The organism is Phenylobacterium montanum, assembly GCF_018135625.1.
Classification (GTDB): domain Bacteria; phylum Pseudomonadota; class Alphaproteobacteria; order Caulobacterales; family Caulobacteraceae; genus Poindextera; species Poindextera montana.
Window position 1 is genome coordinate 803,754 of the sequence record NZ_CP073078.1, and the last position, 22,512, is coordinate 826,265.

The window sequence follows — 22,512 nt, forward strand, 5'->3', positions numbered from 1 at the left end:
CCTTCAGCGTTCGACGGGGGCGCAAACTGTTTCGCGAGTGGGTTTCTCGGTTGATGCGCGACCTTAGACGAGCTCGACAGAGCGCGGAGAAGCTCGGCCTTTGCGCCGGCTCCGCCCTGTCGCTGCTTTGCGGTTCGGCGGCGCTGGCCCAGACCGCCACCGAGCTGCCGGTCCGCGCGCTGGATTCGCCGACCCCGCTGCTGCCCTCCGAGGCGCCCAGGATCACCGCGCCAAAGCCGACGCCCGTAGCCACGGACGATGGCCTGGGCCAGGACGGATTCTATCTGGAAGCCGACACCCTGGTGCGGGACGACAAGGCCAATACCTGGACCGCGCGCGGCGGGGTCGAGGCCCGCTATCAGGGCCGCACCCTGCGCGCCGAGGAAGTGATCTACAGCGTCGCCACCGGGGCCGTGACCGTGAACGGCAAGGCGCAGATCATCGAGGCCGACGGCACGGTCCAGTTCGCCGAGCACGCGGTGCTGGACGACAAGATGCGCGCCGGCTTCGCCCGTGGCTTCGCCCTGCACACCACCCAGGACGCCACCTTCGCCGCCGATGTCGCCATCCGCCGCAGCGAGACGGTCAACGAGCTGAACCGGGCGGTGTTCACCCCCTGCCCCGTCTGCGCGCCCGACGGATCGAGCGTGACCCCCACCTGGTCGATCCAGGCCGACCGGATCGTGCAGGATCACCAGCACCGTCTGGTCTACTACCGCAACGCGGTGATCCGCATCAAAGGCGTTCCGGTATTTTACACGCCTTTTCTGTCACATCCGGACCCCAGCTCGCCCAGAGCCTCAGGCCTGCTGATGCCGGAGCCGACCAGCTCCAACTCGCGCGGGTTCACCTATCGCCAGGGCTACCTGTTCGTGGTCTCGCCCTCGATGGAGCTGACCGTCAAGCCGGACATCAGCACCAAGCAGAACCCATTCCTGCAGATGGAATGGAAGGAGCGGTTCTATTCCGGCTATCTCGACGCCCGGGTCGGGTACACCTATTCGCGCGACTTCGACGGCAAGGGCGACCAGTTCGGCGGCCAGACCTCGCGCTCGTTCATCCTGGCCGATGGCCGCTTCAGCCTGAACGACAAATGGGACTGGGGCTTCACTCTGGATCGCGCTTCGGACCCGCTGATCTTTGAAAAATATCAGATTCCGAACGTCTACGAAAACCACGGCATGTTCACGCCGGACCTGCAGCGGCTCCTGAGCCAGCTGTTCGTCACGCGACAGGACAGCAACTCCTACCTCTCGATCGCCGCGCTCGACTTCCAGGGCCTGAGGACCAGTTCAACCGGCATCACCGAGAACAGCGAGACCTTCCCCATCGTCGCGCCGCTGATCGAAGCGCGCTACGAGCCCAAGGCCGACATCTTCGGCGGGCGGCTGCGGTTCACCGGCAGCGCGGTGGTGCTGAGCGCCAATGAATCGGCGATCGACCCGGAACAGCCCGGCATCGACAGCCGCCGCGCCACCGCCGAGGTCAACTGGCGGCGCAACTTCACCCTGGCCGATGGCATGCGCCTGTCGCCGTTCCTGGACCTGCGCGGCGACTTCTACAACATCGCCAACACCACCCCGACCGACCACAGCGACCACTCGATCGGCCGCGGCCTGGGCACCGCCGGCCTCGATTTCAGCTGGCCGTTCATGCGTCAGGCCGGTTCGACGACCGTGATCCTGGAGCCCGTGGCCCAGATCGCCCTGTCGCCGAACGTCTCCGCCAATCCTCACATCCCGAATGAGGACAGCATCGTAACCAATTTCGATGAAACGAATTTGTTCAGCATAGACCGGTTCACCGGCTATGATCTGGCCGAGGGCGGGCAGAGGTTCAATATCGGCGGGCGGGCGACCATCGACTGGGGCGACGGACTGAGCGCCCGCATTCTGGTGGGCCGCGTATTCCGCGCCCAGCCGCTGGCCTTGGCCTCAGTCAATACCGGCCAGGGCAGCTCGGCTTCGGCGACCGGCAACCCTACGCCGCAGCCGGCGACCAACCTTACCTTCGCGCCCAATACCGGCCTGAACAAGACCGCGTCGGACTGGGTGGTGGCGGCGGAGACCACGCCGGTTGCGGGCCTGTCGATGTTCGGCCGCACCCTGCTGGACAACAACTTCCAGGCTCAGGACACCGAGGTCGGCGTCAATTTCGCGCGTTCACGGATGCGGGGCTATCTGCGATACGACGACGACAACACCCAGATCACCGGCCGCCAACGCAATGTCGAAGGCGCCGGCGAGTTCTTTGTCACGAAGCACTGGGGGTTCAGCGTCATGGGCGTGCGCGACCTTCAGTTCAGCGACTGGCGCATGCGCGACCTTGGCGTGATCTACATGGATGATTGCATCCGCGTGGAAGTCGTCTACCAGCACGAAGACACCCAGATCGGCCGCCTCGGCAAGTCGGACTCGGTCTTTGTACGCCTAAAGCTCGCCACATTGGGCGATGAAGGATATAGGAATGCCGACTTCCGCTAAGGCGAGCGTATCGACTGTTGGAAAGGGGACTGGCTCGTTCATGATGCGGACGTGCAAGACGGTGGCCGGATCGGCTGCCGCGTTGATTTTTGCGTGCATGGCCGGGAACGCCCTGGCCCAGGGCGCGGCGCCCGTTGCTGCGGCCCCTCAGGAGGCTGCGCCGCCGCCGAACCAGTTGGCCGAAGGCGTGGCGGCCATCGTCAACGACCAGATCATCTCGACATACGATCTGCGCCAGCGCATGCGGCTCTTGATGGTCACATCGGGCGTGCAGCCGACGCAGCAGGCTCTGCAGCAGCTGCAGCAGGAAGCGCTGCGCTCGCTGATCGACGAGCGGCTTGAGCTCCAGGAAATCAAGCGCGAAGAAAAAGAGCAGAAATTCAAGATCGTCGCCGACGACGATGACGTGAAACATGAGATCGACCGGATCGCCTCCGGCAATCGCATGACCGGCGATCAACTGCTCAAGGCCCTGGCCGGCGCCGGAGTCGGCCAGGACACCATGAAGGAGCAGATCCGCGCGCAGATGAGCTGGGCCCGCTGGATCCAGGGACGCTACGGCGGCTCCCGCATGAAGGTCAGCCAGGACCAGATCAACGCCGTGCTGCGCCAATTGCAGGCCGAGGCCGCCAAGCCGCAGTTCCAGATCAGCGAAATCTTCCTCGACGCCTCGCGTGTCGGCGGCCAGAACGTGGCTCAGGACGGCGCCAACCAGCTGATCGCTCAGCTGCAAAAGGGCGCGCCCTTCCCCGCCGTGGCCCGGCAGTTCTCCAGCGCCACCACCGCGGCCAATGGCGGCGACGCCGGCTGGCTGGCCGAATCCCAGCTGCAGCCGGAAGTGCGCGAGGTGGTCGAGCAGATGCGCCCCGGCCAGCTGTCGGCACCGATCCCGGTGCGCGACGGGGTCTATATCATTTACCTGCGCGACAAGCGCTCGGGCAGCGGCAGCGAGATGGTGAACCTGAAGCAGGCCGCCATCAGCCTCCCCGCCGGCGCGCCCGCCGACCAGGTCGAAGCGGCGCGGCAGAAGCTGATCGCGCTCAAGGGGCAGATCAAGAGCTGCGCCGACGTCGACGCCAAGGCCGGCAAGCTGGACGGCGTCCTGGCCGGCGACCTGGGCGAGGCCGACGTCAAGGACCTGGCGCCCGCCTTCCGCGACGCCATTCAGGGCCTTACGCCCGGCCAGGTCAGCGACCCGATCCGCACCGAAGCGGGCCTGCACCTGATCGCCGTCTGCGGCCGCCGCCAGGGCGGACTCGAGCTGCCCTCGCGCGATGAGATCGAGAGCCGGCTGGAAGACCAGCAGCTGTCGCTGGTCTCGCGGCGCTACCTGCGTGACCTGAAGAACTCGGCCACCATCGAGTTCCCGTGAACCCGCTTGCGCTCAGCCTGGGCGACCCCGCCGGCGTCGGGCCGGAGATCGTGGTCAAGGCCTGGCAGGCGCTAAGAGGATCCGGCCCGGCCTTCGTGGTCATCGGCGACCGCAACGTGCTGGCCGCCGCCTCGGGTTCGGGCGCCGCGATCCTGCGGCGGGTGACCCGCGCCAGCGAAGCGGCCGAGGTGTTCGCCGAGGCCCTGCCGGTGATCGACCTGAAGCTCAACGCCCACGTGGTCGCCGGCAAAGGTGACCCGGCCCACGCCGGCGCCATTATCCGCTGGATCGAGACCGGAGTGGGCCTGGCCCTGTCCGGCGAAGTCAGCGGACTGGTCACCGCCCCGATCGCCAAGGCCCCGCTCTACGCCGCCGGCTTCAAGTTCCCCGGCCACACCGAGTTCCTGGCCGAACTGGCCCCGCCCTCGCCCTACAAGGGCGCCAAAGGGCCGGTGATGATGCTGACCGCCGGCGATCTGCGTACGGCTCTGGTCACCATCCACAGTCCCTTGAGCGCCGTTGCGGCCACGGTCAGCCTGGAGCGGGTGGTCGAGGTCGGGCTAATCACGCACCAGGCGGTTCAACGCGACTTCGGCGTCGAGCGCCCCCGCATCGCCATGGCCGGCCTCAATCCCCATGCTGGCGAGGACGGCGGTATCGGCCGCGAGGAGATCGAAGTCCTGCGCCCCGCGGCCCAGCGCCTGCGCGAACTGGGCGTCGATTGCGGCGATCCCAAGCCCGCCGACAGCCTGTTCCACGCCGCCGCCCGCTCCACCTATGACGCGGTGATCTGCATGTATCACGACCAGGCCCTGATCCCGGTCAAGATGCTGGACTTCTGGGGCGGGGTGAACGTCACCCTGGGCCTGCCGATCGTGCGCACCTCGCCGGACCACGGCGTGGCCTACGACATCGCCGGCCGCGGCCTCGCCCGCGCCGACAGCCTGGTCGCGGCCATCCGCCTGGCGGCCGAGATGGCGGAGCGGCGCGGAACCGACCGGTGAGCCTGGCCGACCTTCCGCCGCTGCGCGAAAGCCTCGAGGCCCACGGCCTGTTCGCCAAGAAGGCCTTCGGCCAGCACTTCCTGCTGGACCTCAACATCACCCGCAAGATCGCCCGCCTGGCCGCGCCGCTGGAGGACGTGCAGGTGATCGAGGTCGGCCCCGGCCCCGGCGGCCTGACCCGGGCTCTCCTGGAAGCCGGCGCCCGGGTCACGGCTGTAGAGAAGGACGCCCGCTTCCTGCCCCTGCTGCAGGAACTGGCCGAAGCTGCGGACGGGCGGCTGACCCTCATCGAAGCCGACGCCCTGACTGTGGACGAGGACGCCCTGGCCGGCGGCGGGCCGTTCAAGGTGATCTCCAACCTGCCCTACAATGTCGGCACGCCGCTGCTGATCAAATGGCTGAGCCGGCCCGAACCGCCGGCGCAGATGGCGCTGATGTTCCAGAGGGAGGTGGCCCAGCGCATCGTCGCTCGGGTCGGCGAGGAGGCCTACGGGCGCCTCGCGGTGATCAGCCAGGCGGTCTGCGAGGCCGCCCTGGTCATGGACCTGCCCGCACGGGCCTTCACCCCGCCCCCCAAAGTGGCCTCAGCGGTCGTCCGCCTGGAGCCGCGCGCCGAACGGCCAGCGCCCGCGCTGCTGGCGTCGCTGGAGCGCATCACCGCCGCCGCCTTCGGCCAGAGGCGCAAGATGCTGCGGTCGAGCCTCAAAGCGCTGGGCGGCGAGACCCTGTGCGAGGCAGCCGGCATAGCCGCCGACCGCCGCGCCGAGACCATCCCTGTTTCTGGGTTCCTCGATCTGGCCCAAGCCCTGCTACAAAGGGACTGAGGCCCGCGCCTCAACTCAGTTTTTCGTCGAGCAGCTTCTGCACCAACGGTTTGAGCCAGGGGTTGCGCGCCCGCTTCAGGCGTTCGGCATGATAGATGTGTGCGAGGTCGGCATAGGCCTGATCGAAATCGTCGTTCAGGATCACGTAGTCGTACTCGGCCCACATGGCGATCTCGCCATAAGCGCGGCCGAGCCGGCGCTGGATCACGTCCTCGGCGTCCTGGGCCCTGGCATGCAAACGGCGGCTGAGGTCGGCCATGGACGGCGGCAGGATGAACACCCGCACCACATCGGCCGGCGCGGCCTGGGCGATGCTCATCGCCCCCTGCCAGTCGATGTCGAACAGCACGTCCCGCCCCTGCTCGAGAGCGGCCATCACCGGCGCGCGCGGGCTGCCATAGCGATGCTCGTGCACCTCAGCCCATTCCAGGAAGGCGTCCTCGCCGATCATGGCGTGGAAGCGGGCCGGATCGACGAAGTGATATTCCCGTCCGTCGTGCTCCCCGGGGCGCGGGCCGCGGGTGGTGGCGGAAATCGAGAGCTCGAGGTCCGCATGGTCCGCCACCAGGCGCCGCGAGAGCGAGGTCTTGCCAGCGCCCGAGGGGCTGGAGATCACCAGCATCAGGCCGCGGCGTTGGCGGGGGCGGTCATTCGACATTCTGCACCTGCTCGCGCAACTGATCGATGGTCGCTTTCAACTCCAGCCCCACCGCGGTCAAGGCCGTGGTCGCCGATTTCGAGCAGAGGGTGTTGGCCTCGCGCATGAATTCCTGGGTCAGGAAGTCCAGCTTGCGGCCGACGGGGTCGTCCGTCGCCAAAAGGGTGCGGGCGGCGGCCACGTGGCTTGTCAGCCGGTCCAACTCCTCGCGCACGTCGGCGCGGCTGGCGAGGGCCGCGGCCTCCTGCACGACGCGCTCCTGCAGGTCGGCTCGCTCGCCGAGCAGTTCGGCCATGCGCCGTTCGAAGCGCTCCTTGAGTACGACAGGCTGGGCCTTGGCCTCGCCCTCGGCCTGGGCGACCAGGGTCTCGATCTTGTCGGCCAAGGCCGCCAGCACCGGCGCCAGCGCGGCGCCTTCCTCAAGGCGGGCCACCTTCAGCCCATCGAGAGCCTCCGCCAGGCTCGCGGCCATGGCCGCCTCGACGGCGGCGCGGACCTCCGCATCCTCGCCCTCGTCGCTGGCCTCGATCACCCCGCGCAGGGCTAGAATGCCGTCAAAAGCCGGCGGGCTGGCCCGGCCGTCCCGCACATAGGGCTCGGCCAGGGCGAGAAAGGCCTCCAGCTGCGTGGCGTTGACGCGCACCGCGCCGAGCCCCTCGGCCCGCTTGGCCTGCAGGGCGATATTGATCTGGCCGCGCTGGAAGCGGGCCTGGGCGGCGTCGCGGGCGGCCCGGTCCAGGCTATCGAAGCCCGGCGGCCCGCGGAAGCGCGCCTCCAGGCTGCGTCCGTTGACCGAGCGCGCCTCCACCGTCCAGCTCCAGGCGCCCTCGGCCCCATCGGCCCTGGCAAAGCCGGTCATACCAGAGATCGCCATCTCAGCGCCCCGCCGTCTTGGTCTGAGCGTGCTGCTGGGCGTGAATCGCCCGCCAGTGCTCCACGTTCTTGTTGTGCGCCTCGAGCGTCGAGGCGAAGGCGTGCCCGCCCGTGCCGTCGGCGACGAAATAGAGATCGTTGGAGTCCGGCGGGTCCAGCACCGCCGCCAGGGACGCCCTGCCGGGGTTGCAGATCGGCGTCGGGGGCAGGCCGTCGATATGATAGGTGTTGTAGGGCGTCACGCTGTCCAGCTCCGGCTTGGTCGGCTCTCGCGCGGGCGGCCGGCCGGGATTGACGCCATAGGTGACGGTCGGGTCGGAACCCAAGGGAATGTGCTGGCGCAGGCGGTTTTCGAACACCGCCGCCACATGGGGCCGCTCGTCCGCCACCGCGGTCTCTTTCTCCACGATCGAGGCCAGGATCACCGCCTGCTCCGGCGTCTCGACCGGCAGATTGCCCTTGCGCTGGGCCCACAGGGTGCGCAGCAGGGTGTCGCGGGCGTCCATCATCCGTTGCAGCACCGCGCCCCGGTCCTCGCCGCGGCGGACCTCGTAGGTCTCCGGTAGGATTGTCCCCTCGGCTGGCGCCGGCGCAGCCCCGGTCAGCACGGGGCTGGCCATCAGGATGTCGACCGCCTCCTCCGAGGTGAGGCCTTCGGGGATGGTGATCATGTGGTGGACGATGTCGCCGCGGCGGATCTTGTCGATCACGCTGGCGAGCGAGGCATGGGTCGGGAATTCATATTCGCCGGCCTTCAGCCGCTTGGCCGCGCCGCTGACCTGGGCGGCGGCGATGAACACCGCCGGCGAACGGATCACGCCGGCGCCGCGCAGGGTGGCGGCGATCTCGCTGATGCCGCCGCCTTGGCGCAGAACCACGGTGGTCGAGCCATCATGCGCCGCCGCCGGCCCCGGCCCCTGGTAGAGCCAGAGGCCCAGGCCCAGCATCACCACCGCCAGCACGACCAGGGTGGTCGCCGCGCTGCCGAAGGCGATGCCCAGCCGGCGCAGCAGGGGCAGGTCCGCAGACCGCTTGGCTTTGGGGGCTGGCCTCCTACCGCTCACGAGACCTTCTTCAACACCAGGGAGGCGTTGGTGCCGCCGAACCCGAAGCTGTTGGACAGGGCGATGTCGATCTTCATCGGCTTGGCCTTGTGCGGCACAAGGTCGATGGCGGTCTCGACGGAGGGGTTGTCGAGGTTGATGGTCGGCGGGGCGATCTGGTCGCGGATGGCGAGGACGGTGAAGGCCGCCTCGACCGCGCCTGCGGCGCCCAGCAGGTGACCAATCGCCGACTTGGTCGAGGACATGGCCACCTTGCCGGCCGCCTGGCCCAGGATGCGCTCCACCGCGCCCAGTTCGATCTCGTCGCCCAGAGGCGTCGAGGTGCCGTGGGCGTTGATGTAGTCGATGTCGGACGCATCGATCCCGGCCCGGGCGATGGCCGCCTTCATGGCGCGGAAGCCGCCGTCGCCATCCTCGGCCGGAGCGGTGATGTGATAGGCGTCGCCGGCCAGGCCGTAGCCGACCACCTCGGCATAGATCTTGGCCCCGCGCGCCTTGGCGTGCTCGTACTCTTCCAGCACCAGGACACCGGCGCCCTCGCCCATGACGAAGCCGTCGCGATCCTTATCATAGGGACGCGAGCCTTTTTCCGGCTCGTCGTTGAAGCTGGTGGACATGGCGCGGCAGGCGATGAAGCCCGCGATGCCAATCTTGCACACCGCCGCCTCGGCGCCGCCAGCGATCATTACGTCCGCATCGTCCCACTGGATCAGCCGGGCCGCGTCGCCGATCGCGTGCGCGCCGGTGGCGCAGGCCGTGACGACGGCGTGGTTCGGCCCTTTGAAACCGTAGCGGATCGAGACCTGGCCCGAGGCCAGGTTGATCAAAGCCGAGGGAATGAAGAAGGGGCTGACCCGGCGGGGACCCTTCTGCTCCAGTTCGACCGCAGTGTCGGCGATGGCTGAGAGGCCGCCGATGCCCGAGCCGATCATCACGCCGGTGCGCTCGCGGCTCTCCTCGTCCTCGGGCATCCAATTGGCGTCCCGCACGGCTTCGTCGGCGGCGGCCATGGCGTAGAGGATGAAATCGTCGACCCGGCGCTGATCCTTGGGCGACATGGTCTGGTCCGGATCGAAGCTGCCGGGCACGTCAGGCCCGCCGCCGCCGCGCCCGTCGACGCGCGGCACCTCGCAGGCGATCTTGCAGGCGTAGTCGGTGGGGTCGAAGGCCGAGATGCGGTTGGCGCCCGACTTGCCGGCCAGGATCGCCTGCCAGCTGACATCGACGCCGTAGCCGAGGGGGGTGATCAGGCCGAGGCCGGTGACGACGACACGGCGCATGCGAGGCTCCTTACGCTGGAGCGGAACGGCGCCCAGCTACGCTGCGCCCGCGGCCCGCTCTGAACCCTTCGAAACGGCCCGCCGGGGAATCAGTCGGGCCGACCAACAAATACATAAGCCGCCGCCCGCGAAATTGCGCGCGGCGCGACGGCTCATGCGAGATCGAAATTGGTTTCGGCGAGCCGATCAGGCGCCCAGGCGCTCGTCGATGAACTTCACCGCATCGCCGACCGTCTGGATATGCTCGGCGGCGTCATCCGGGATTTCGATATCGAACTCTTCTTCGAAGGCCATGACCAGCTCGACGTTGTCGAGGCTGTCGGCGCCCAGGTCGTCGATGAAGGAGGCCTTTTCAGTGACCTTCTCCGGATCGGCGTCCAGGTGCTCGATCACGATCTTACGCACGCGTTCGAGAGTGTCGGACATACGAAGTAATCCCTTGTTGTTCGTGGACGCGGGCGGCGACGCCGGCGCGACTTGAAGAAAACCTATTGCTCGGCCGTCGCAGTTTGACCGGAACAGCTGATCGGGCATCGCCCTAGCATGTTCCTTTAGGCCCGACTAGACGCCCCCCTAAAGCGGCTAGACCATGGCCATGCCGCCGTTCACATGCAAGGTCTGGCCTGTGACATAGGCTCCCGAGGCCGCGGCCAGGTAAACACACGCAGCGGCGACATCGTCTCCGCCTCCCAGCCGGCCGGCGGGAATCTTCGACATGATTCCCTCCTTCTGCTGATCGGTCAGGGCGTCGGTCATGGGACTCGCGATAAAACCAGGCGCGACGCAATTCACAGTGACGTTACGGCTCGCCACCTCCTGGGCCAGGGACTTGGAAAAGCCGATCATGCCGGCCTTAGAGGCGGCATAGTTGGCCTGACCCGGATTGCCGGTCACGCCGACCACAGAGGTGACGCCAATGATTCGGCCCCAACGGCGCTTCATCATCCCCTTCAGCGCGGCGCGCGACAGGCGGAAATAGGATTCGAGGTTCACCCGCAGCACCGCCTCCCAGTCCTCGTCCTTCATGCGCAGGAGCAGGCCGTCCTTGGTGATCCCCGCATTGGCGACCAGGATGTCGACCTGGCCGGTCCCGGCGGCCTCGGCCGCGCCGATCAGCCCGTCGACCGCCGCCGGGTCGGAGAGGTTGCAGGCGGCGACGCTGGCGCGCTCGCCGAGTTCGGACGCCAGGCCGCCCAGCACCTCGGCGCGGGTGCCCGACAGCACCACGTGCGCGCCCTGGGCGTGGAAGGCCCGCGCGATCGCCCCGCCGATGCCGCCGGTGGCCCCGGTGACGAGCGCGGTCTTGCCGGATAGGTCGAACATCAGATCCTGCTCCCCTCAGAGCGACTTGGCGAAAGCTTCGAGATCGGCCGGCGCGTTCAACGCCAGGGCCTCGGCGTCGGGGGCGATGCGCTTGGCCATGCCGGTCAGCACCTTGCCTGCGCCGGCCTCGGCGAAGCGGGTGACCCCGCCCTCGCCCGCCAGCCATTCCATGCTCTCGCGCCAGCGGACGCGGCCGGTGACCTGTTCGACCAGCAGGCGGCGGATAACCTCGGCGTCCAGGGTGGGCCTGGCCAGCACATTGGCCACCAGCGGCGCGCGCGGAGCGCTGATCCGCGCCTCGGCCAGGGCGGCGGCCATCTCGTCGGCCGCGGGCTGCATCAGGGGGCAGTGGAACGGCGCCGAGACGTTCAGCGGGATGGCCCGCGCGCCCAGGGCCTTGGCCGCCTCGATGGCCTTGTCCACTGCCGTCTTGGCGCCGGAGATCACCACATTGCCGACATTGTTGTCGTTGGCCACGACGCAGACCCCGACCTCTGCGCCCGCCGCCGCCGCGGCCTCGGCCAGGGCGAGGTCGGTCTTGGGCCCGATCAGCGAGGCCATGGCCCCCTCGCCCACCGGAACCGCTCGCTGCATGGCCTGGCCGCGCAGTTTCAGGAGGCGCGCGGTGTCGGCCAGCGGGATCGCGCCCGCAGCGGCCAGGGCGGAATATTCGCCCAGGCTGTGACCGGCGACGAAGGCGGCCTTGTCGATGCCGAGGCCGAACTCCTGCTCCAGGGTGCGGATCACCGCCAGGCTGACCGCCATCAGGGCCGGCTGCGCGTTCTCGGTCAGGGTCAGGTCCTCGATCGGACCCTCGCGCATCAACTTGGACAGGGACTGCTTAAGGGCCTCGTCCACCTCTTCGAACACGGCGCGCGCCGGGGCGAAGGCCTCGGCCAGGTCGGCGCCCATGCCGACGGCCTGGCTGCCCTGGCCGGGGAAAAGAAAGGCGAGAGACATGGGGCCGCTCCTTGAATGGCGGGTCGATTCAGTGGCGCGAGGGTTAGGTCAATCCAGGGCGGGCGGCAAGCGCGGGCGAAATTCCGCTGGTTTGCAGTGATCCGCTGGCGTGCCATGGTCGTAGCGCGCCCAGGTATGGTCAGCCGCAAAGGCCGGAGGAACTCCAATGAAGAAGACACTGCTCGCCCTGACGCTCAGCTGCGCCCTGGCCTCGCCCGCCTTCGCCGCCCTGGCTCCAGGCGCCGCGGCCCCGGACTTCGTGGCTCCCGCCTTCCTAGCCGGCAAGCCGTTCGATTTCCATCTGAACGACGCGCTGAAGAAAGGCCCGGTGGTCCTGTACTTCTTCCCCGCCGCCCACACCTCGGGCTGCAACCTGGAAGCCCACCTGTTCGCCGAGGCGGTAGACCAGTTCAAGGCCCAGGGCGCGACCGTGATCGGCGTCACCGCCGGCAACACCGACCAGCTCGGCGCCTTCTCCGCCGAGACCGAGCACTGCTCGGGCAAGTTCCCGGTAGCCGCCGACGCCGACCTGAAGATCGGCAAGGAATACGATTCCAAGCTGGTGCTGCGGCCCGGTTGGACGGATCGCACGTCCTATGTGATCACCCCCGACCACAAGGTTCTGTTCGCTTACAGCGACCTCAAGGCGGACAAGCACGTCGACGAGACGCTGGCGGCGGTGAAGGCCTGGCGAGCCAAGCATCCGGGGTAAGCTGCTCTCCTCGTCGGAATCAGCGGGTGTGGGGGACATGAAGAACAAGAAGATTGGGTGCGCGGCCGCACTCGCGTTTACCGCGGCCGTCTCCGCCTCCTCCGCCCAAGCTCAGACCCAAGCCCTCAAACCCGCCTTCGAGGCCCAGCTGAAGCAGCACGGCGTCGTCGGCGGCGGCTTGGCGTTTGTTCACGGCCCCGCCCCTGCGGCCTTGATCCTGAGCGGCGACGCCCGCACCGAGCCACGCCAGGCGATCGACGCCGAGACCGCCTACAACTGGGCCTCGATCACCAAGACCTTCACCGCCATCGCCATCCTGCAGTTGCGCGACCGGGGCCTGCTGTCGCTGGACGATCCGATCACCAAGTACGTGCCCGAGCTGCGCCAGGTCCATGACGCCTACGGCTCGCCCGACGCCATCACCATCCGCCAGCTCCTGACCCACAGCGCCGGCTTCCGCAATCCGACCTGGCCCTGGGACTGCGACGACGCCAAGGACTGCACCTGGCAGCCCTTCGAGCCGACCCGGTGGACCCAGGTTGCGGCCATGCTGCCCTATACGCATGTCGCCTTCCCGCCCGGCAGCCGCTGGAGCTACTCCAACCCCGGCTATGTGTTCCTGGGCCAGGTGATCGAGCGGCTGAGCGGTGACGATTTCGAGGTCTATGTTGACAAGAATATCCTGAAGCCCCTCGGCATGGCCGACAGCTACTTCGACCGCGCGCCCTATTTCCTGCAGGGCCACGTCTCGGCGAGCTGGCTGCGAGCGGGATCGCGTCTGGAGGCGCAGCCGTTCGACTACGACACCGGGATCACCACCTCGAACAGCGGGCTCAAGGCCCCGCTTCCCGACATGGTCAAGTACCTGCGCTTCCTGGTCGGCGAACCAGGCAATGCGCGCTACGAGACGGTGCTGAAGCGCAGCTCGCTGGAGGAGATGTGGCGCGGCGAGGTCCCGGTCACGGAGCCTGGCGAAGCCGCCACCGCCTATACCGAAACCTCAGGCGGCAAGCCGCCGATGATGGGCCTGGGCTTCTTTGTCATGGAGCGGAACGGCCATCGCTACATCTATCACGACGGCGACCAGGCCGGCTTTTCCTCCGAGCTCCTGGTCGATCCCGACGGCAAGAGCGCGGCCATCCTGGTGGTCAACACCACCGACACAGGGGCCGAAACACCGGCCAGCACCCACGCCATCTCCAATACCGACCCAGACCCGGCGACGGACCTGCGCAAGTCGATGCGGGCCGCGCTGGTCGACAAGGTGTTCCCTGCCGCCGCCAAGGCTCCGTGAACAGCCCTTGCAAAAACCCGCGTATTCCCGTATTAGCGCGCCCTCTCCGGAAGGCGGTCTTTCGCGGTTCTTCCAGTTTTCGGGCGTTCGGCCCGGAACGCCGCGACAAGAGCCATCGTATCCCAGCCAGCTTCCGAGGCTAGGACGCGCCGCCTTCCACAGCGGAAGAAGGACATCATGGCTTTCTACGAGCACGTGGTCATTGCGCGGCAGGACATCTCCCCGCAACAGGCCGAAGCGCTGAACGATCAGCTGAAGCACCTCATCGAAGAGGGCGGCGGCCACATCGCCAAGATCGAATACTGGGGTCTGCGCAACCTCACCTACCGCATCAAGAAGAACCGGAAGGGTCACTACTCCCTCCTGGCCATCGACGCCCCTGCGGCGGCGGTGAAGGAGATGGAGCGCCAGCTGTCGATCAACGAAGACGTGCTGCGCTACATGACCGTGCGGGTCGAAGAACTGGACCTGGAGCTGTCGCCGGTCCTGGCGCGTCGCGACCGTGATCGCGGCGAGCGGGGCGACCGCGAGGGCGGCGAGCGCCCCCCGCGTCGTGAATTCGAAGACGTTCCGGCCTAAAGGACACAGATCATGACCGATGTTGCTCCCGAAGCCGGCGCGCCCGCCGGCGGCGCCCGTCGCCCCTTCTTCCGCCGCCGCAAGGTGTGCCCGTTCTCCGGCGCCAACGCCCCGAAGATCGACTACAAGGACGTCAAGCTCCTGCAGCGCTACGTCTCCGAGCGCGGCAAGATCGTGCCGTCGCGCATCACCGCGGTCTCGGCCAAGAAGCAGCGCGAACTGGCCAAGGCCATCAAGCGCGCCCGCTTCCTCGCCCTGCTCCCCTACGTCGTGAAGTAAGGAGCGGACACCCATGAAAGTCATTCTGCTCGAACGCGTCGAGCGCCTGGGTCACCTGGGCGACGTGGTCAATGTGAAGGACGGCTTCGCCCGTAACTTCCTGTTGCCCCGTTCCAAGGCCCTGCGCGCAACCTCGGCGAACATGAAGGTCTTCGAAGGCCAGCGCGCCGACATCGAAGCCCGCAACCAGAAGGCTCGCGACGCGGCCTCGAACGCCGGCGAAAAGCTGGACGGGACCTCATATGTCCTGATCCGCCAGGCGGGCGAGAGCGGCCAGCTCTACGGCTCGGTCTCGGGCCGCGACGTGGCCGACGCGGTCAACGCCGAAGGCGGCAAGATCGACCGCTCGATGGTCTCGCTGGACAAGCCGATCAAGACCCTGGGCGTGCACCAGGTGAAGGTGAAGCTGCACGCGGAGGTCACCGTTACGGTCAGCATCAACATCGCGCGCAGCCAGGACGAAGCCGAGCGTCAGGCGCGCGGCGAGAACGTCATCGCCGCGGCCTTCGAAGAAGAGGCTCGCCTCGACGCCGAAGCCGCTGCGGACATGCTGGAAGGCGGCGCCGGACAGCTGGGCGAAGACCGCGACTTCGCCTGAAGCGCGACCTGACCCACAGATCAAGGCGGCTCCGCAAGGGGCCGCCTTTTTTGTTCTTGCCGCCGGCAACAAGCTGAGCGTTGATATCAGTCCACAGCCGCCATGATCGCTGGGGATATCCCAACGACGAACCTCCGTCGCTCCTGCCTCATACGTTAACGTCCACAGATGGCTCTCGCACCAGCTCTCGAACTGCACTCCGTGACGGACGACGCGGGGATTTCCCACATCCCCCACAACATCGACGCCGAACAGGCGCTGCTGGGCTCGCTGCTGTTCGACAATGCGGTGTTCGAGAAGCTGAGCGACCAGCTGCAGCCGCGGCATTTCTACGAGCCGTTCCACGCCCGTCTGTTCGCGGCGATCGAAGAATATATCAAGCGCGGTCAGCTGGCCGAGCCGATCATGCTGATGGAGCGCTTCCGCCAGGATGCGGCCTTCAACGAACTGGGCGGCCTGCGCTACCTGGCCGACCTCGTCGACCGGGCCCCGCCGGGGGCCAATGCGCCGGAATATGCGCGGCTGATCTACGACCTGGCCCTGCGCCGCGACCTGATCCGCATCGGCGGCGAGATCGCCGCCGACGCCACCAGCGACCGGCCGGCCCGCGACCAGATCGAATCCGCCGAACAGCAGCTCTACAGCCTGGCCGAAACCGGCGCGACATCGCAGGGCTTCGTGCCGTTCAGCGACGCCCTGCGGGGCGCGGTGGAGATGGCGGCCGAGGCCTTTGGCCGCGATGGAGGCCTGGCCGGCCTTTCGACCGGCCTGATCGACCTGGACCAGAAGCTGGGCGGCCTGCACCCCTCGGACCTGATCATCCTGGCCGCCCGCCCCTCCATGGGCAAAACCGCCCTGGCGGTGAACATCGCCTTCAACGTGGCCCGCAACTACGCCTGGGAGCCGCAGCCCGACGGCGGGCGCAAGACCGTCAATGGCGGCATCGTGGCCTTCTATTCGCTGGAAATGTCCGCCGAGCAGCTGGCCATGCGTATCCTCGCCGACGCTTCAGGTGTCTCCTCGGACCGCCTGCGAAAGGGCGAGATCGACGCCTCGGAGTTCGGCCGGGTGCGCGATGCGGCCTTCGAAATCGGAAGCTCGCCCCTGCATATCGACGCCACCGGCGGCCTGGCGCTGGCCAAGCTCGCCGCCCGCGCACGGCGCCTGAAGCGCCAGGCCGGCCTGGACCTTCTGATCGTCGACTACCTGCAGCTGATCACCCTGGGCGACGCCAGCCTGGCCAACAACCGGGTGCAGGAAGTCAGCCAGATCACCATGGGCCTCAAGGCCCTGGCCAAGGAGCTGTCGGTGCCGATCATCGCGCTGTCGCAGCTGTCGCGCCAGGTCGAGAGCCGCGAGGACAAGCGGCCCCAGCTCTCCGACCTGCGCGAATCCGGCTCGATCGAGCAGGACGCCGACGTGGTCATGTTCATCTATCGAGAGAGCTACTACAAAGGCCGCGCCGAGCCGCGCGAGGGCACGCCCGAGCACCTGGCCTGGCAGGAAGAGATGGACCATATCCGTGGCGTCGCCGAGGTGATCATCGGCAAGCAGCGCCACGGCCCGATCGGCACCGTCAAGCTGCACTACCACGAAGACACCACCCGCTTCGGCAACCTTGCCCGCGAGGGGCGGTTCGATCCGCGGTAGGGCTTGGTCGCAATCACAAACCATCCTCATGCTGAGGTGCTCGCCGCAAAGCGGCGGGCCTCGAAGCACGCAGCGGCAGCGCCAATGCGTCCTTCGAGGCCCGCTTCGCGGGCGCCTCAGGATAAGGAACTACAGTTAAATCTGGTGCTTACCCCGGCTTCTTGAACCGCAGCATGAACTGGTCCGTCTTGCCGCGGATCGAGGCGTCGAACACCAGGGCGGTGTGCGGATCGGCCGGGTTGCGCAGGGCGTCGCTCTCGCCGTCGAGCACGAAGCCGGCGCTCTCCACCTCCTGCTTGACCACCGCTTCGTCGATCCGGTGCAGCTTGTCCGGGTCGCGCAGGCCCGAGCCGGCCTCGGCGGCATGGTCGACGATCACCAGATAGCCGCCCGGTTTGATCGCCGCGAACAGGGCCTTGTCGTAGGCCGGCACGTCCAGCTTCAGCCGGGCCAGGTGCAGATCGTGATAGTTCTGGGCGGTCCAGATGATGTCGACCGGCCCCGCGCTGGCCAGGCCCGGCGGAGTGGCGTCGACCAAGCTGACATTGGCGTAGTGCGGGTCGGCGGCGATCTTGGCCGCCGCTGGCTCGGCGTCCGCCGATTTGGCGGGGGGCGTGGCGGCAAAGACATGGCCGCTAGGGCCCACCGCGACGCTGAAGATGCGGGTGAAGTAGCCGCCGCCCGGGATCAGGTCGACCACTTTGTCGCCGGGCTTGACCTGGGCGAAGGCCATCATCTCCGCCGGCTTGCGCGCCGCGTCGCGGGCGGTGTCGGCCGCCGGCCGGGCGCTGTCGGAGACCGCTGCGGCGTAGGACGAGGCCGGCATGTCGGCGGCCGCCGGAGCGGCCAGGGCCAGGCCGGAAGCGGCCAGGAGCCAAACGAACTTCATCGCGAACCCTCCCGAGGTCGTGTTTGCGAACTGATAGCAGATCGGCCCCATGGCCCACATTAAGGTTGAGCAATGTTCCGCGATGGAGCAGAATCTGCGAATCCGCGGCCGGCTCAGACCGGCGCCTGGAGTGAAGCGTCTCCATGACCACCGCCTCGGAGATCAGGCGGCCCGCCAACGCGGCGGATGTCGATCGCAACATCGCCATGCTGGGCTACGGCCTGCTCTTCTTCGCCATCTTCTTCGCCGGTGCGCCGGCCCTGATCGCCGTCGCGATCGCCTATGCCCGACGGCGGGACGTGAACTGCACCGTCGCCAGCCATCACCGGTTTCAAATCTACATCTTCTGGGTCGGCTTCGCCCTGACGCTTCTGATGGCGCTGTCGGGCCTCGCCGCCCTGCTCTCGATCATCGGCGACCTTCTGGGCGTGGTCAGCCAGGTGCGCTGGAACGGCTGGGACACGGTGCAGACCACCAGCCTGCATGTGGGACGGCCGTTCTTCATCTTCGCCACCGCCGCGGCGGGCCTCGGGGTGGTTACTGGCCTCTGGCTGATGGTCACCGCCGGCTACGGCTTCATTCGGCTTGCATACTCCCACGCGATCCCTCAGACCGCGCGCTGAAGCCCTCGCACTGAAGGTCTGAAGGAGTTCCGCGCATGACCCGCGCCCCGCTCGCGCCCTACCCTGCCCTGCGCCCGCGCCGGCTGCGCCAGGCGCCCTGGATCCGGAGCCTGGTGCGCGAGACCACCCTTTCGCCCAGCGACCTGATCTGGTCGATGGTGGTGCATGACGGGCCGGAGGACTTCATCAACGTCCCCTCCATGCCCGGGGTCCAGCGCCTGTCGGTGCGCGAGGCGGCCAAGGCGGCGGTGCGGGCGCGGGCGCTGGGCATCCCGGCTATAGCCGTATTTCCGCACATCGACGGGGCCAAGAAGGACGCCCACGGCAGCGAGGCCGCCAACCCGGACGGCCTGATCGCCCAGGCGGTCAAGGCGATGAAGGACGCCGCGCCCGAGGTCGGGATCATGTGCGACGTGGCCCTGGATCCCTTCACCGACCACGGCCATGACGGCCTGGTGGACCGCGGCCGCATCCTGAACGACGCCACCATCGAGCGGTTGGTGGAACAGGGCCTGATGCAGGCCAGGGCCGGCGCCGACATCCTGGCCCCCTCGGACATGATGGATGGCCGAGTGGGGGCCCTGCGCACAGCCTTGGAGGGCGCGGGCCTTCAGGACGTGATGATCATGTCCTATGCGGCGAAATACGCCTCGGCCTTCTACGGTCCCTATCGCGACGCCATCGGTTCGGGGAAGCTGGGCACGGGCTCGATCGACAACCCGGGCGACAAGAAGACCTACCAGATGGACCCCGGCAACACCGACGAGGCCCTGCGCGAGGTGGCGCTAGACATCGCCGAAGGAGCCGACATGGTCATGGTCAAGCCGGGCATGCCCTATCTCGATATCGTCCGCCGGGTGGTCGAAGCCTTCGCCCTGCCGACCTTCGCCTTCCAGGTCTCGGGCGAGTACGCCATGATCATGGCCGCCGCGGGCAATGGCTGGATCGACGAGGAGCGCGCGATCCTGGAGAGCCTGGGGGCGTTCAAACGCGCCGGCGCGGCAGGGGTGATCACCTATTTCGCCGAGCGGGCGGCGGGGATGCTGGGGGCGTAGGGGCTCGGTTCGTGCGTGGTTCGAGACGCGATCCTGATGGATCGCTCCTCACCATGACGAAGTCTCTTGAAGTCCACTTTCCAAAGTCATGGTGAGGAGGCCGCGCGAGCGGCCGTCTCGAACCACGCACCGTCCTGCTATCGCTCCAGCCGCGCCGCCAGACTCGACGTATCCCACCGCCGCCCGCCCATCGACTGCACCTCGGCGTAGAACTGGTCGACCAGCGCGGTGACCTCCAGCCGCGCGCCGTTCGAGCGGGCCTCGTCCAGCACCAGGCCCAGGTCCTTCCTCATCCAGTCGACGGCGAAGCCGAACTCGAACTGGCCCTGGACCATGGTCTTCCAGCGGTTCTCCATCTGCCAGGACTGGGCGGCGCCCTTGGAGACGGCCTCCAGCACCAGATCGGTGTCGATGCCGGCGGTCTTGGCGAAGTGGACGGCCTCGGCCAGGCCCTGGACCACGCCGGCGATGCAGATCTGGTTGACCATCTTGCAGAGCTGCCCGGCGCCCGGCCCACCGATGCGGCGGATGGCCTTGGCGTAGGCGGCGATCACCGGCTCAGCCTTCGCAAAACCCTCCTCGTCGCCGCCGCACATGATCGACAGCTGGCCGGCCTCGGCGCCCGCCTGGCCGCCGGAGACGGGGGCGTCGACGAACCAGGCGCCGGTGATGCGCGCTTCCGCCGCCGCCTCGCGCGCGATCTTGGCCGAGGTGGTGGTGTGGTCGACCACGACCCCGCCCGGCGCGATCACCGGCAGGATCTTGCCCAGGCATTCACGCACGTCGTCGTCGTTGCCGACACAGAGCGCCACCAGCTCGCAGCCCCTGACCGCCTCGGCCAGGGTCTCGGCGGTCGAGCCGCCCACTTCGGCGACAAATCGGCGCGCCTTTTCCGGGCTGCGGTTGTAGACGCTGACCTCGTGGCCCGCGGACTTGAGGTGGCGCGCCATGGGAAAGCCCATCACGCCGAGGCCGACGAACGCCGTCTTCATCTTGCAACTCCTTGTCGCAACCGCCTTGCGGCAACCGCATCTTAACGCCCACCCGTCACCTTGGCCGACGATCGCAAAATGCGTGACCAGGGGTGAAAGCCATGTCTGTCAGCGACAGACCCGTGATGATCAAAAAGGTCAAGAAGGTCGTTGGCGGCGGGCACCACGGCGGCGCCTGGAAGGTCGCCTACGCCGACTTCGTCACCGCCATGATGGCGTTCTTCCTCTTGATGTGGCTGATCAATACGACGAGCCCGCAGCAAAAGCGCGGCATCGCCGACTATTTCGCCCCGGCCAGCGTCTCGCAGTCCACCTCCGGCTCCGGCGGCATCCTGGCCGGCACCGCGCTCGGCGACGACGGGGTCAAGTCCAACGGCTCGGCCAGCGCCATCGACCAGCTGGCCCCCCAGGCCCCGCCCAATCCCAAGGAGAACGGCCAGTCCAGCACCCAGGCCGGCGGTTCGGGCGCCTCGGCGGACCAGGCGGCCCGGGACGCCCTGACCAAGCACGAGGACGCCGAACTGCAGAGCGCGGCCCAGTCCCTGCGCCAGGCCATGCAGCAGATGCCGGAACTGGCCGAGCTGTCCAAGCAGGTGCTGATCGACCAGACGCCCGAGGGCCTGCGCATACAGCTGATCGACCAGGAAGGCCGCTCGATGTTCGAGCCCGGCGCCAGCCGGCCCAACGACCGCGCCAAGCTGCTCCTGCGCGCGGTGGCCAAGATCGCCGCCCAGCTGCCCAACCGTATCACCATCGCCGGCCACACCAGCGCCAGCGCCACCGGGGTCAAGGCCGCCGGCGACTGGTCCCTGTCCTCGTCCCGCGCCGACGCCTCGCGCGAAGTGCTGCAGCAGGCCGGCATCGACGCCGACCGGATCTATCAGGTCTCGGGCAAGGCGGCGTCCGACCCGCTGTTCCCGGACGATCCCACCCTGCCCGGGAACCGCCGCATCACCATCGTGCTGCTGCACGAGTCGCCGGTGCTGCCGCCCGGGCAGCATCCATAAGGAAACGCCGACCAGGCGAATAATTCGCCTGTGACGTCTTATCCATGCACGTCACCGCAAGGATAGGCCGCGGCGCGACGTCGCAACGATCACGAAGTTGCAATGTGCGTCGCACTCGCTCTTGCGGGCGTCGCCAGCTTTTGTCCTAATCGCAGTCTAGACTCAAAAAGGCTGCGCTATTCGGTGACCCACCATTTTGCGACGCGACAGCTTCGGTTCTTCCTGACGGCGCCGTCGCCGTGCCCCTATCTGCCCGACCGCGAAGAACGCAAGGTCTTCGCCCATCTGCCGCTGTCTGACGGCGCCACCATCAACGACGCCCTGACCCAGATCGGCTTCCGTCGCTCGCAGAATATCGCCTATCGCCCCGCCTGCGAGCGCTGCGACGCCTGCGTCTCGGCGCGGATCCCGGCGTTCGACTACATCTTCTCCAAGTCCGAGCGGCGGGTGCTGGACCGAAACCGCGACCTGAAGCGGCACCTGGTCGAGGCCGAGGCGACGCTGGAGCAGTTCGACCTTCTGCGCCGCTACCTCCTCGCCCGCCACGCCGAGGGCGGCATGGCCGACATGACCTGGCCCGACTATGTGGCCATGGTCGAGGACACCGCCGCCCGCACCCACCTGATCGAATACCGCCTGGCCTCCGGCGATGGCGGCCCGGGCGACCTCATCGGCTGCGTGCTGATCGACGTGCTGTCTGACGGCCTTTCCATGGTCTACAGCTTCTACGATCCCGACATGGCCAAGCGCAGCCTGGGCTCGTTCATCATCCTGGACCATGTGATCCAGGCCTGCGGCGCCGATCTGCCCTACGTCTATCTGGGCTACTGGGTGAACGGCAGCCCCAAGATGGCCTACAAGGCCCGCTTCCAGCCGATCGAGGTGCTGCGCGCGGGGGGTTGGACGCTGATGCAACAGCAGCCGGCGGTGAGCGAGAAGCGGTAGTAGGGCTTCGTGCGCGGCTCGAGACGCGGTCCTGCCGGACCGCTCCTC

At 67.9% G+C, this 22,512-nt stretch carries 23 protein-coding genes; 14 read left to right on the plus strand and 9 right to left on the minus strand.

The annotated features are described in order from the left end of the window. Positions 1 to 53: 53 nt before the first annotated feature. The 4 genes from KCG34_RS03665 (at position 54) to rsmA (ending at position 5,683) form a co-directional block, all read left to right on the plus strand. A complete protein-coding gene (locus KCG34_RS03665; RefSeq protein ID WP_211939045.1) occupies positions 54 to 2,483 on the plus strand; it encodes an LPS-assembly protein LptD in 2,430 nt (809 codons plus the stop codon). A 97-nt stretch (positions 2,484 to 2,580) separates the two neighbouring features. Next, a complete protein-coding gene (locus KCG34_RS03670) occupies positions 2,581 to 3,855 on the plus strand; it encodes a peptidylprolyl isomerase (RefSeq protein ID WP_249138205.1) in 1,275 nt (424 codons plus the stop codon). After that, the gene (pdxA, locus tag KCG34_RS03675) at positions 3,852 to 4,859 is read left to right on the plus strand and encodes a 4-hydroxythreonine-4-phosphate dehydrogenase PdxA (RefSeq protein WP_211939047.1); all 1,008 of its coding nucleotides are present in this window, start codon (positions 3,852 to 3,854) and stop codon (positions 4,857 to 4,859) included. The genes KCG34_RS03670 and pdxA overlap by 4 nt, the downstream gene beginning before the upstream one ends. Further along, positions 4,856 to 5,683 (plus strand): 16S rRNA (adenine(1518)-N(6)/adenine(1519)-N(6))-dimethyltransferase RsmA, encoded by an 828-nt coding sequence (gene rsmA, locus KCG34_RS03680; RefSeq protein ID WP_211939048.1) that lies wholly within the window; start codon positions 4,856 to 4,858, stop codon positions 5,681 to 5,683. Before pdxA ends, rsmA begins: the two co-directional genes overlap by 4 nt. Before the next feature lie 10 nt (positions 5,684 to 5,693). Here rsmA and gmk read toward each other — a convergent pair whose 3' ends face one another. The 7 genes from gmk to fabD form a co-directional block, all read right to left on the minus strand. Continuing rightward, entirely contained in the window at positions 5,694 to 6,341 is a 648-nt protein-coding gene (gmk, locus tag KCG34_RS03685; RefSeq protein WP_211939049.1) for a guanylate kinase, read from the minus strand. Next, positions 6,331 to 7,215 carry a YicC/YloC family endoribonuclease gene (locus tag KCG34_RS03690; protein WP_211939050.1) on the minus strand — a complete coding sequence of 295 codons (885 nt, stop codon included), beginning with the start codon at positions 7,213 to 7,215 and terminating at the stop codon, positions 6,331 to 6,333. The genes gmk and KCG34_RS03690 overlap by 11 nt, the downstream gene beginning before the upstream one ends. 1 nt (position 7,216) lies before the next feature. After that, positions 7,217 to 8,278, minus strand: a complete 1,062-nt coding sequence (gene mltG, locus KCG34_RS03695; RefSeq protein ID WP_249138206.1) for an endolytic transglycosylase MltG — start codon at positions 8,276 to 8,278, stop codon at positions 7,217 to 7,219. Continuing rightward, the gene (fabF, locus tag KCG34_RS03700; protein WP_211939051.1) at positions 8,275 to 9,558 is read right to left on the minus strand and encodes a beta-ketoacyl-ACP synthase II; all 1,284 of its coding nucleotides are present in this window, start codon (positions 9,556 to 9,558) and stop codon (positions 8,275 to 8,277) included. The genes mltG and fabF overlap by 4 nt, the downstream gene beginning before the upstream one ends. A gap of 186 nt (positions 9,559 to 9,744) precedes the next feature. Beyond that, complete coding sequence (locus KCG34_RS03705) at positions 9,745 to 9,984, minus strand: acyl carrier protein (RefSeq protein ID WP_211939052.1); 240 nt, start codon at positions 9,982 to 9,984, stop codon at positions 9,745 to 9,747. A gap of 156 nt (positions 9,985 to 10,140) precedes the next feature. Then, positions 10,141 to 10,881 carry a 3-oxoacyl-[acyl-carrier-protein] reductase gene (gene fabG, locus KCG34_RS03710; protein ID WP_211939053.1) on the minus strand — a complete coding sequence of 247 codons (741 nt, stop codon included), beginning with the start codon at positions 10,879 to 10,881 and terminating at the stop codon, positions 10,141 to 10,143. A 15-nt stretch (positions 10,882 to 10,896) separates the two neighbouring features. Then, a complete protein-coding gene (gene fabD, locus KCG34_RS03715; RefSeq protein WP_211939054.1) occupies positions 10,897 to 11,841 on the minus strand; it encodes an ACP S-malonyltransferase in 945 nt (314 codons plus the stop codon). Positions 11,842 to 12,007: 166 nt separating this feature from the next. Here fabD and KCG34_RS03720 point away from each other — a divergent pair, with 166 nt between their 5' ends. The 6 genes from KCG34_RS03720 (at position 12,008) to KCG34_RS03745 (ending at position 16,953) form a co-directional block, all read left to right on the plus strand. Further along, positions 12,008 to 12,553 (plus strand): peroxiredoxin, encoded by a 546-nt coding sequence (locus KCG34_RS03720; RefSeq protein WP_211939055.1) that lies wholly within the window; start codon positions 12,008 to 12,010, stop codon positions 12,551 to 12,553. A 37-nt stretch (positions 12,554 to 12,590) separates the two neighbouring features. Further along, complete coding sequence (locus KCG34_RS03725; protein WP_211939056.1) at positions 12,591 to 13,847, plus strand: serine hydrolase domain-containing protein; 1,257 nt, start codon at positions 12,591 to 12,593, stop codon at positions 13,845 to 13,847. 177 nt (positions 13,848 to 14,024) lie between these two features. Further along, positions 14,025 to 14,426, plus strand: a complete 402-nt coding sequence (gene rpsF, locus KCG34_RS03730) for a 30S ribosomal protein S6 (protein ID WP_211939057.1) — start codon at positions 14,025 to 14,027, stop codon at positions 14,424 to 14,426. Positions 14,427 to 14,438: 12 nt separating this feature from the next. Continuing rightward, positions 14,439 to 14,705 carry a 30S ribosomal protein S18 gene (gene rpsR, locus KCG34_RS03735; RefSeq protein WP_211939058.1) on the plus strand — a complete coding sequence of 89 codons (267 nt, stop codon included), beginning with the start codon at positions 14,439 to 14,441 and terminating at the stop codon, positions 14,703 to 14,705. Between the two features lie 13 nt (positions 14,706 to 14,718). After that, a complete protein-coding gene (rplI, locus tag KCG34_RS03740) occupies positions 14,719 to 15,303 on the plus strand; it encodes a 50S ribosomal protein L9 (RefSeq protein WP_211939059.1) in 585 nt (194 codons plus the stop codon). A 168-nt stretch (positions 15,304 to 15,471) separates the two neighbouring features. After that, entirely contained in the window at positions 15,472 to 16,953 is a 1,482-nt protein-coding gene (locus KCG34_RS03745; protein WP_211939060.1) for a replicative DNA helicase, read from the plus strand. A 148-nt stretch (positions 16,954 to 17,101) separates the two neighbouring features. On the opposite strand, the gene KCG34_RS03750 is transcribed toward KCG34_RS03745, so the two are convergent. Beyond that, positions 17,102 to 17,842, minus strand: coding sequence for a class I SAM-dependent methyltransferase (locus KCG34_RS03750; RefSeq protein ID WP_211939061.1), 741 nt, complete (start codon positions 17,840 to 17,842; stop codon positions 17,102 to 17,104). A gap of 143 nt (positions 17,843 to 17,985) precedes the next feature. Between KCG34_RS03750 and KCG34_RS03755 the strand changes: the two genes are divergently transcribed. Together KCG34_RS03755 and hemB are read left to right on the plus strand one after the other, a co-directional pair. Continuing rightward, positions 17,986 to 18,465 carry a hypothetical protein gene (locus KCG34_RS03755; protein WP_211939062.1) on the plus strand — a complete coding sequence of 160 codons (480 nt, stop codon included), beginning with the start codon at positions 17,986 to 17,988 and terminating at the stop codon, positions 18,463 to 18,465. A 35-nt stretch (positions 18,466 to 18,500) separates the two neighbouring features. Further along, entirely contained in the window at positions 18,501 to 19,520 is a 1,020-nt protein-coding gene (gene hemB, locus KCG34_RS03760) for a porphobilinogen synthase (RefSeq protein ID WP_211939063.1), read from the plus strand. Between the two features lie 137 nt (positions 19,521 to 19,657). On the opposite strand, the gene KCG34_RS03765 is transcribed toward hemB, so the two are convergent. Continuing rightward, positions 19,658 to 20,512 (minus strand): NAD(P)-dependent oxidoreductase, encoded by an 855-nt coding sequence (locus KCG34_RS03765; RefSeq protein WP_211939064.1) that lies wholly within the window; start codon positions 20,510 to 20,512, stop codon positions 19,658 to 19,660. 101 nt (positions 20,513 to 20,613) lie between these two features. Here KCG34_RS03765 and KCG34_RS03770 point away from each other — a divergent pair, with 101 nt between their 5' ends. Together KCG34_RS03770 and KCG34_RS03775 are read left to right on the plus strand one after the other, a co-directional pair. Continuing rightward, on the plus strand, positions 20,614 to 21,519 hold the full coding sequence (locus tag KCG34_RS03770) for a flagellar motor protein MotB (RefSeq protein ID WP_211939065.1): 906 nt from the start codon (positions 20,614 to 20,616) through the stop codon (positions 21,517 to 21,519). Positions 21,520 to 21,702: 183 nt separating this feature from the next. Continuing rightward, positions 21,703 to 22,464, plus strand: a complete 762-nt coding sequence (locus KCG34_RS03775) for an arginyltransferase (RefSeq protein ID WP_211939066.1) — start codon at positions 21,703 to 21,705, stop codon at positions 22,462 to 22,464. Positions 22,465 to 22,512: the final 48 nt, after the last annotated feature.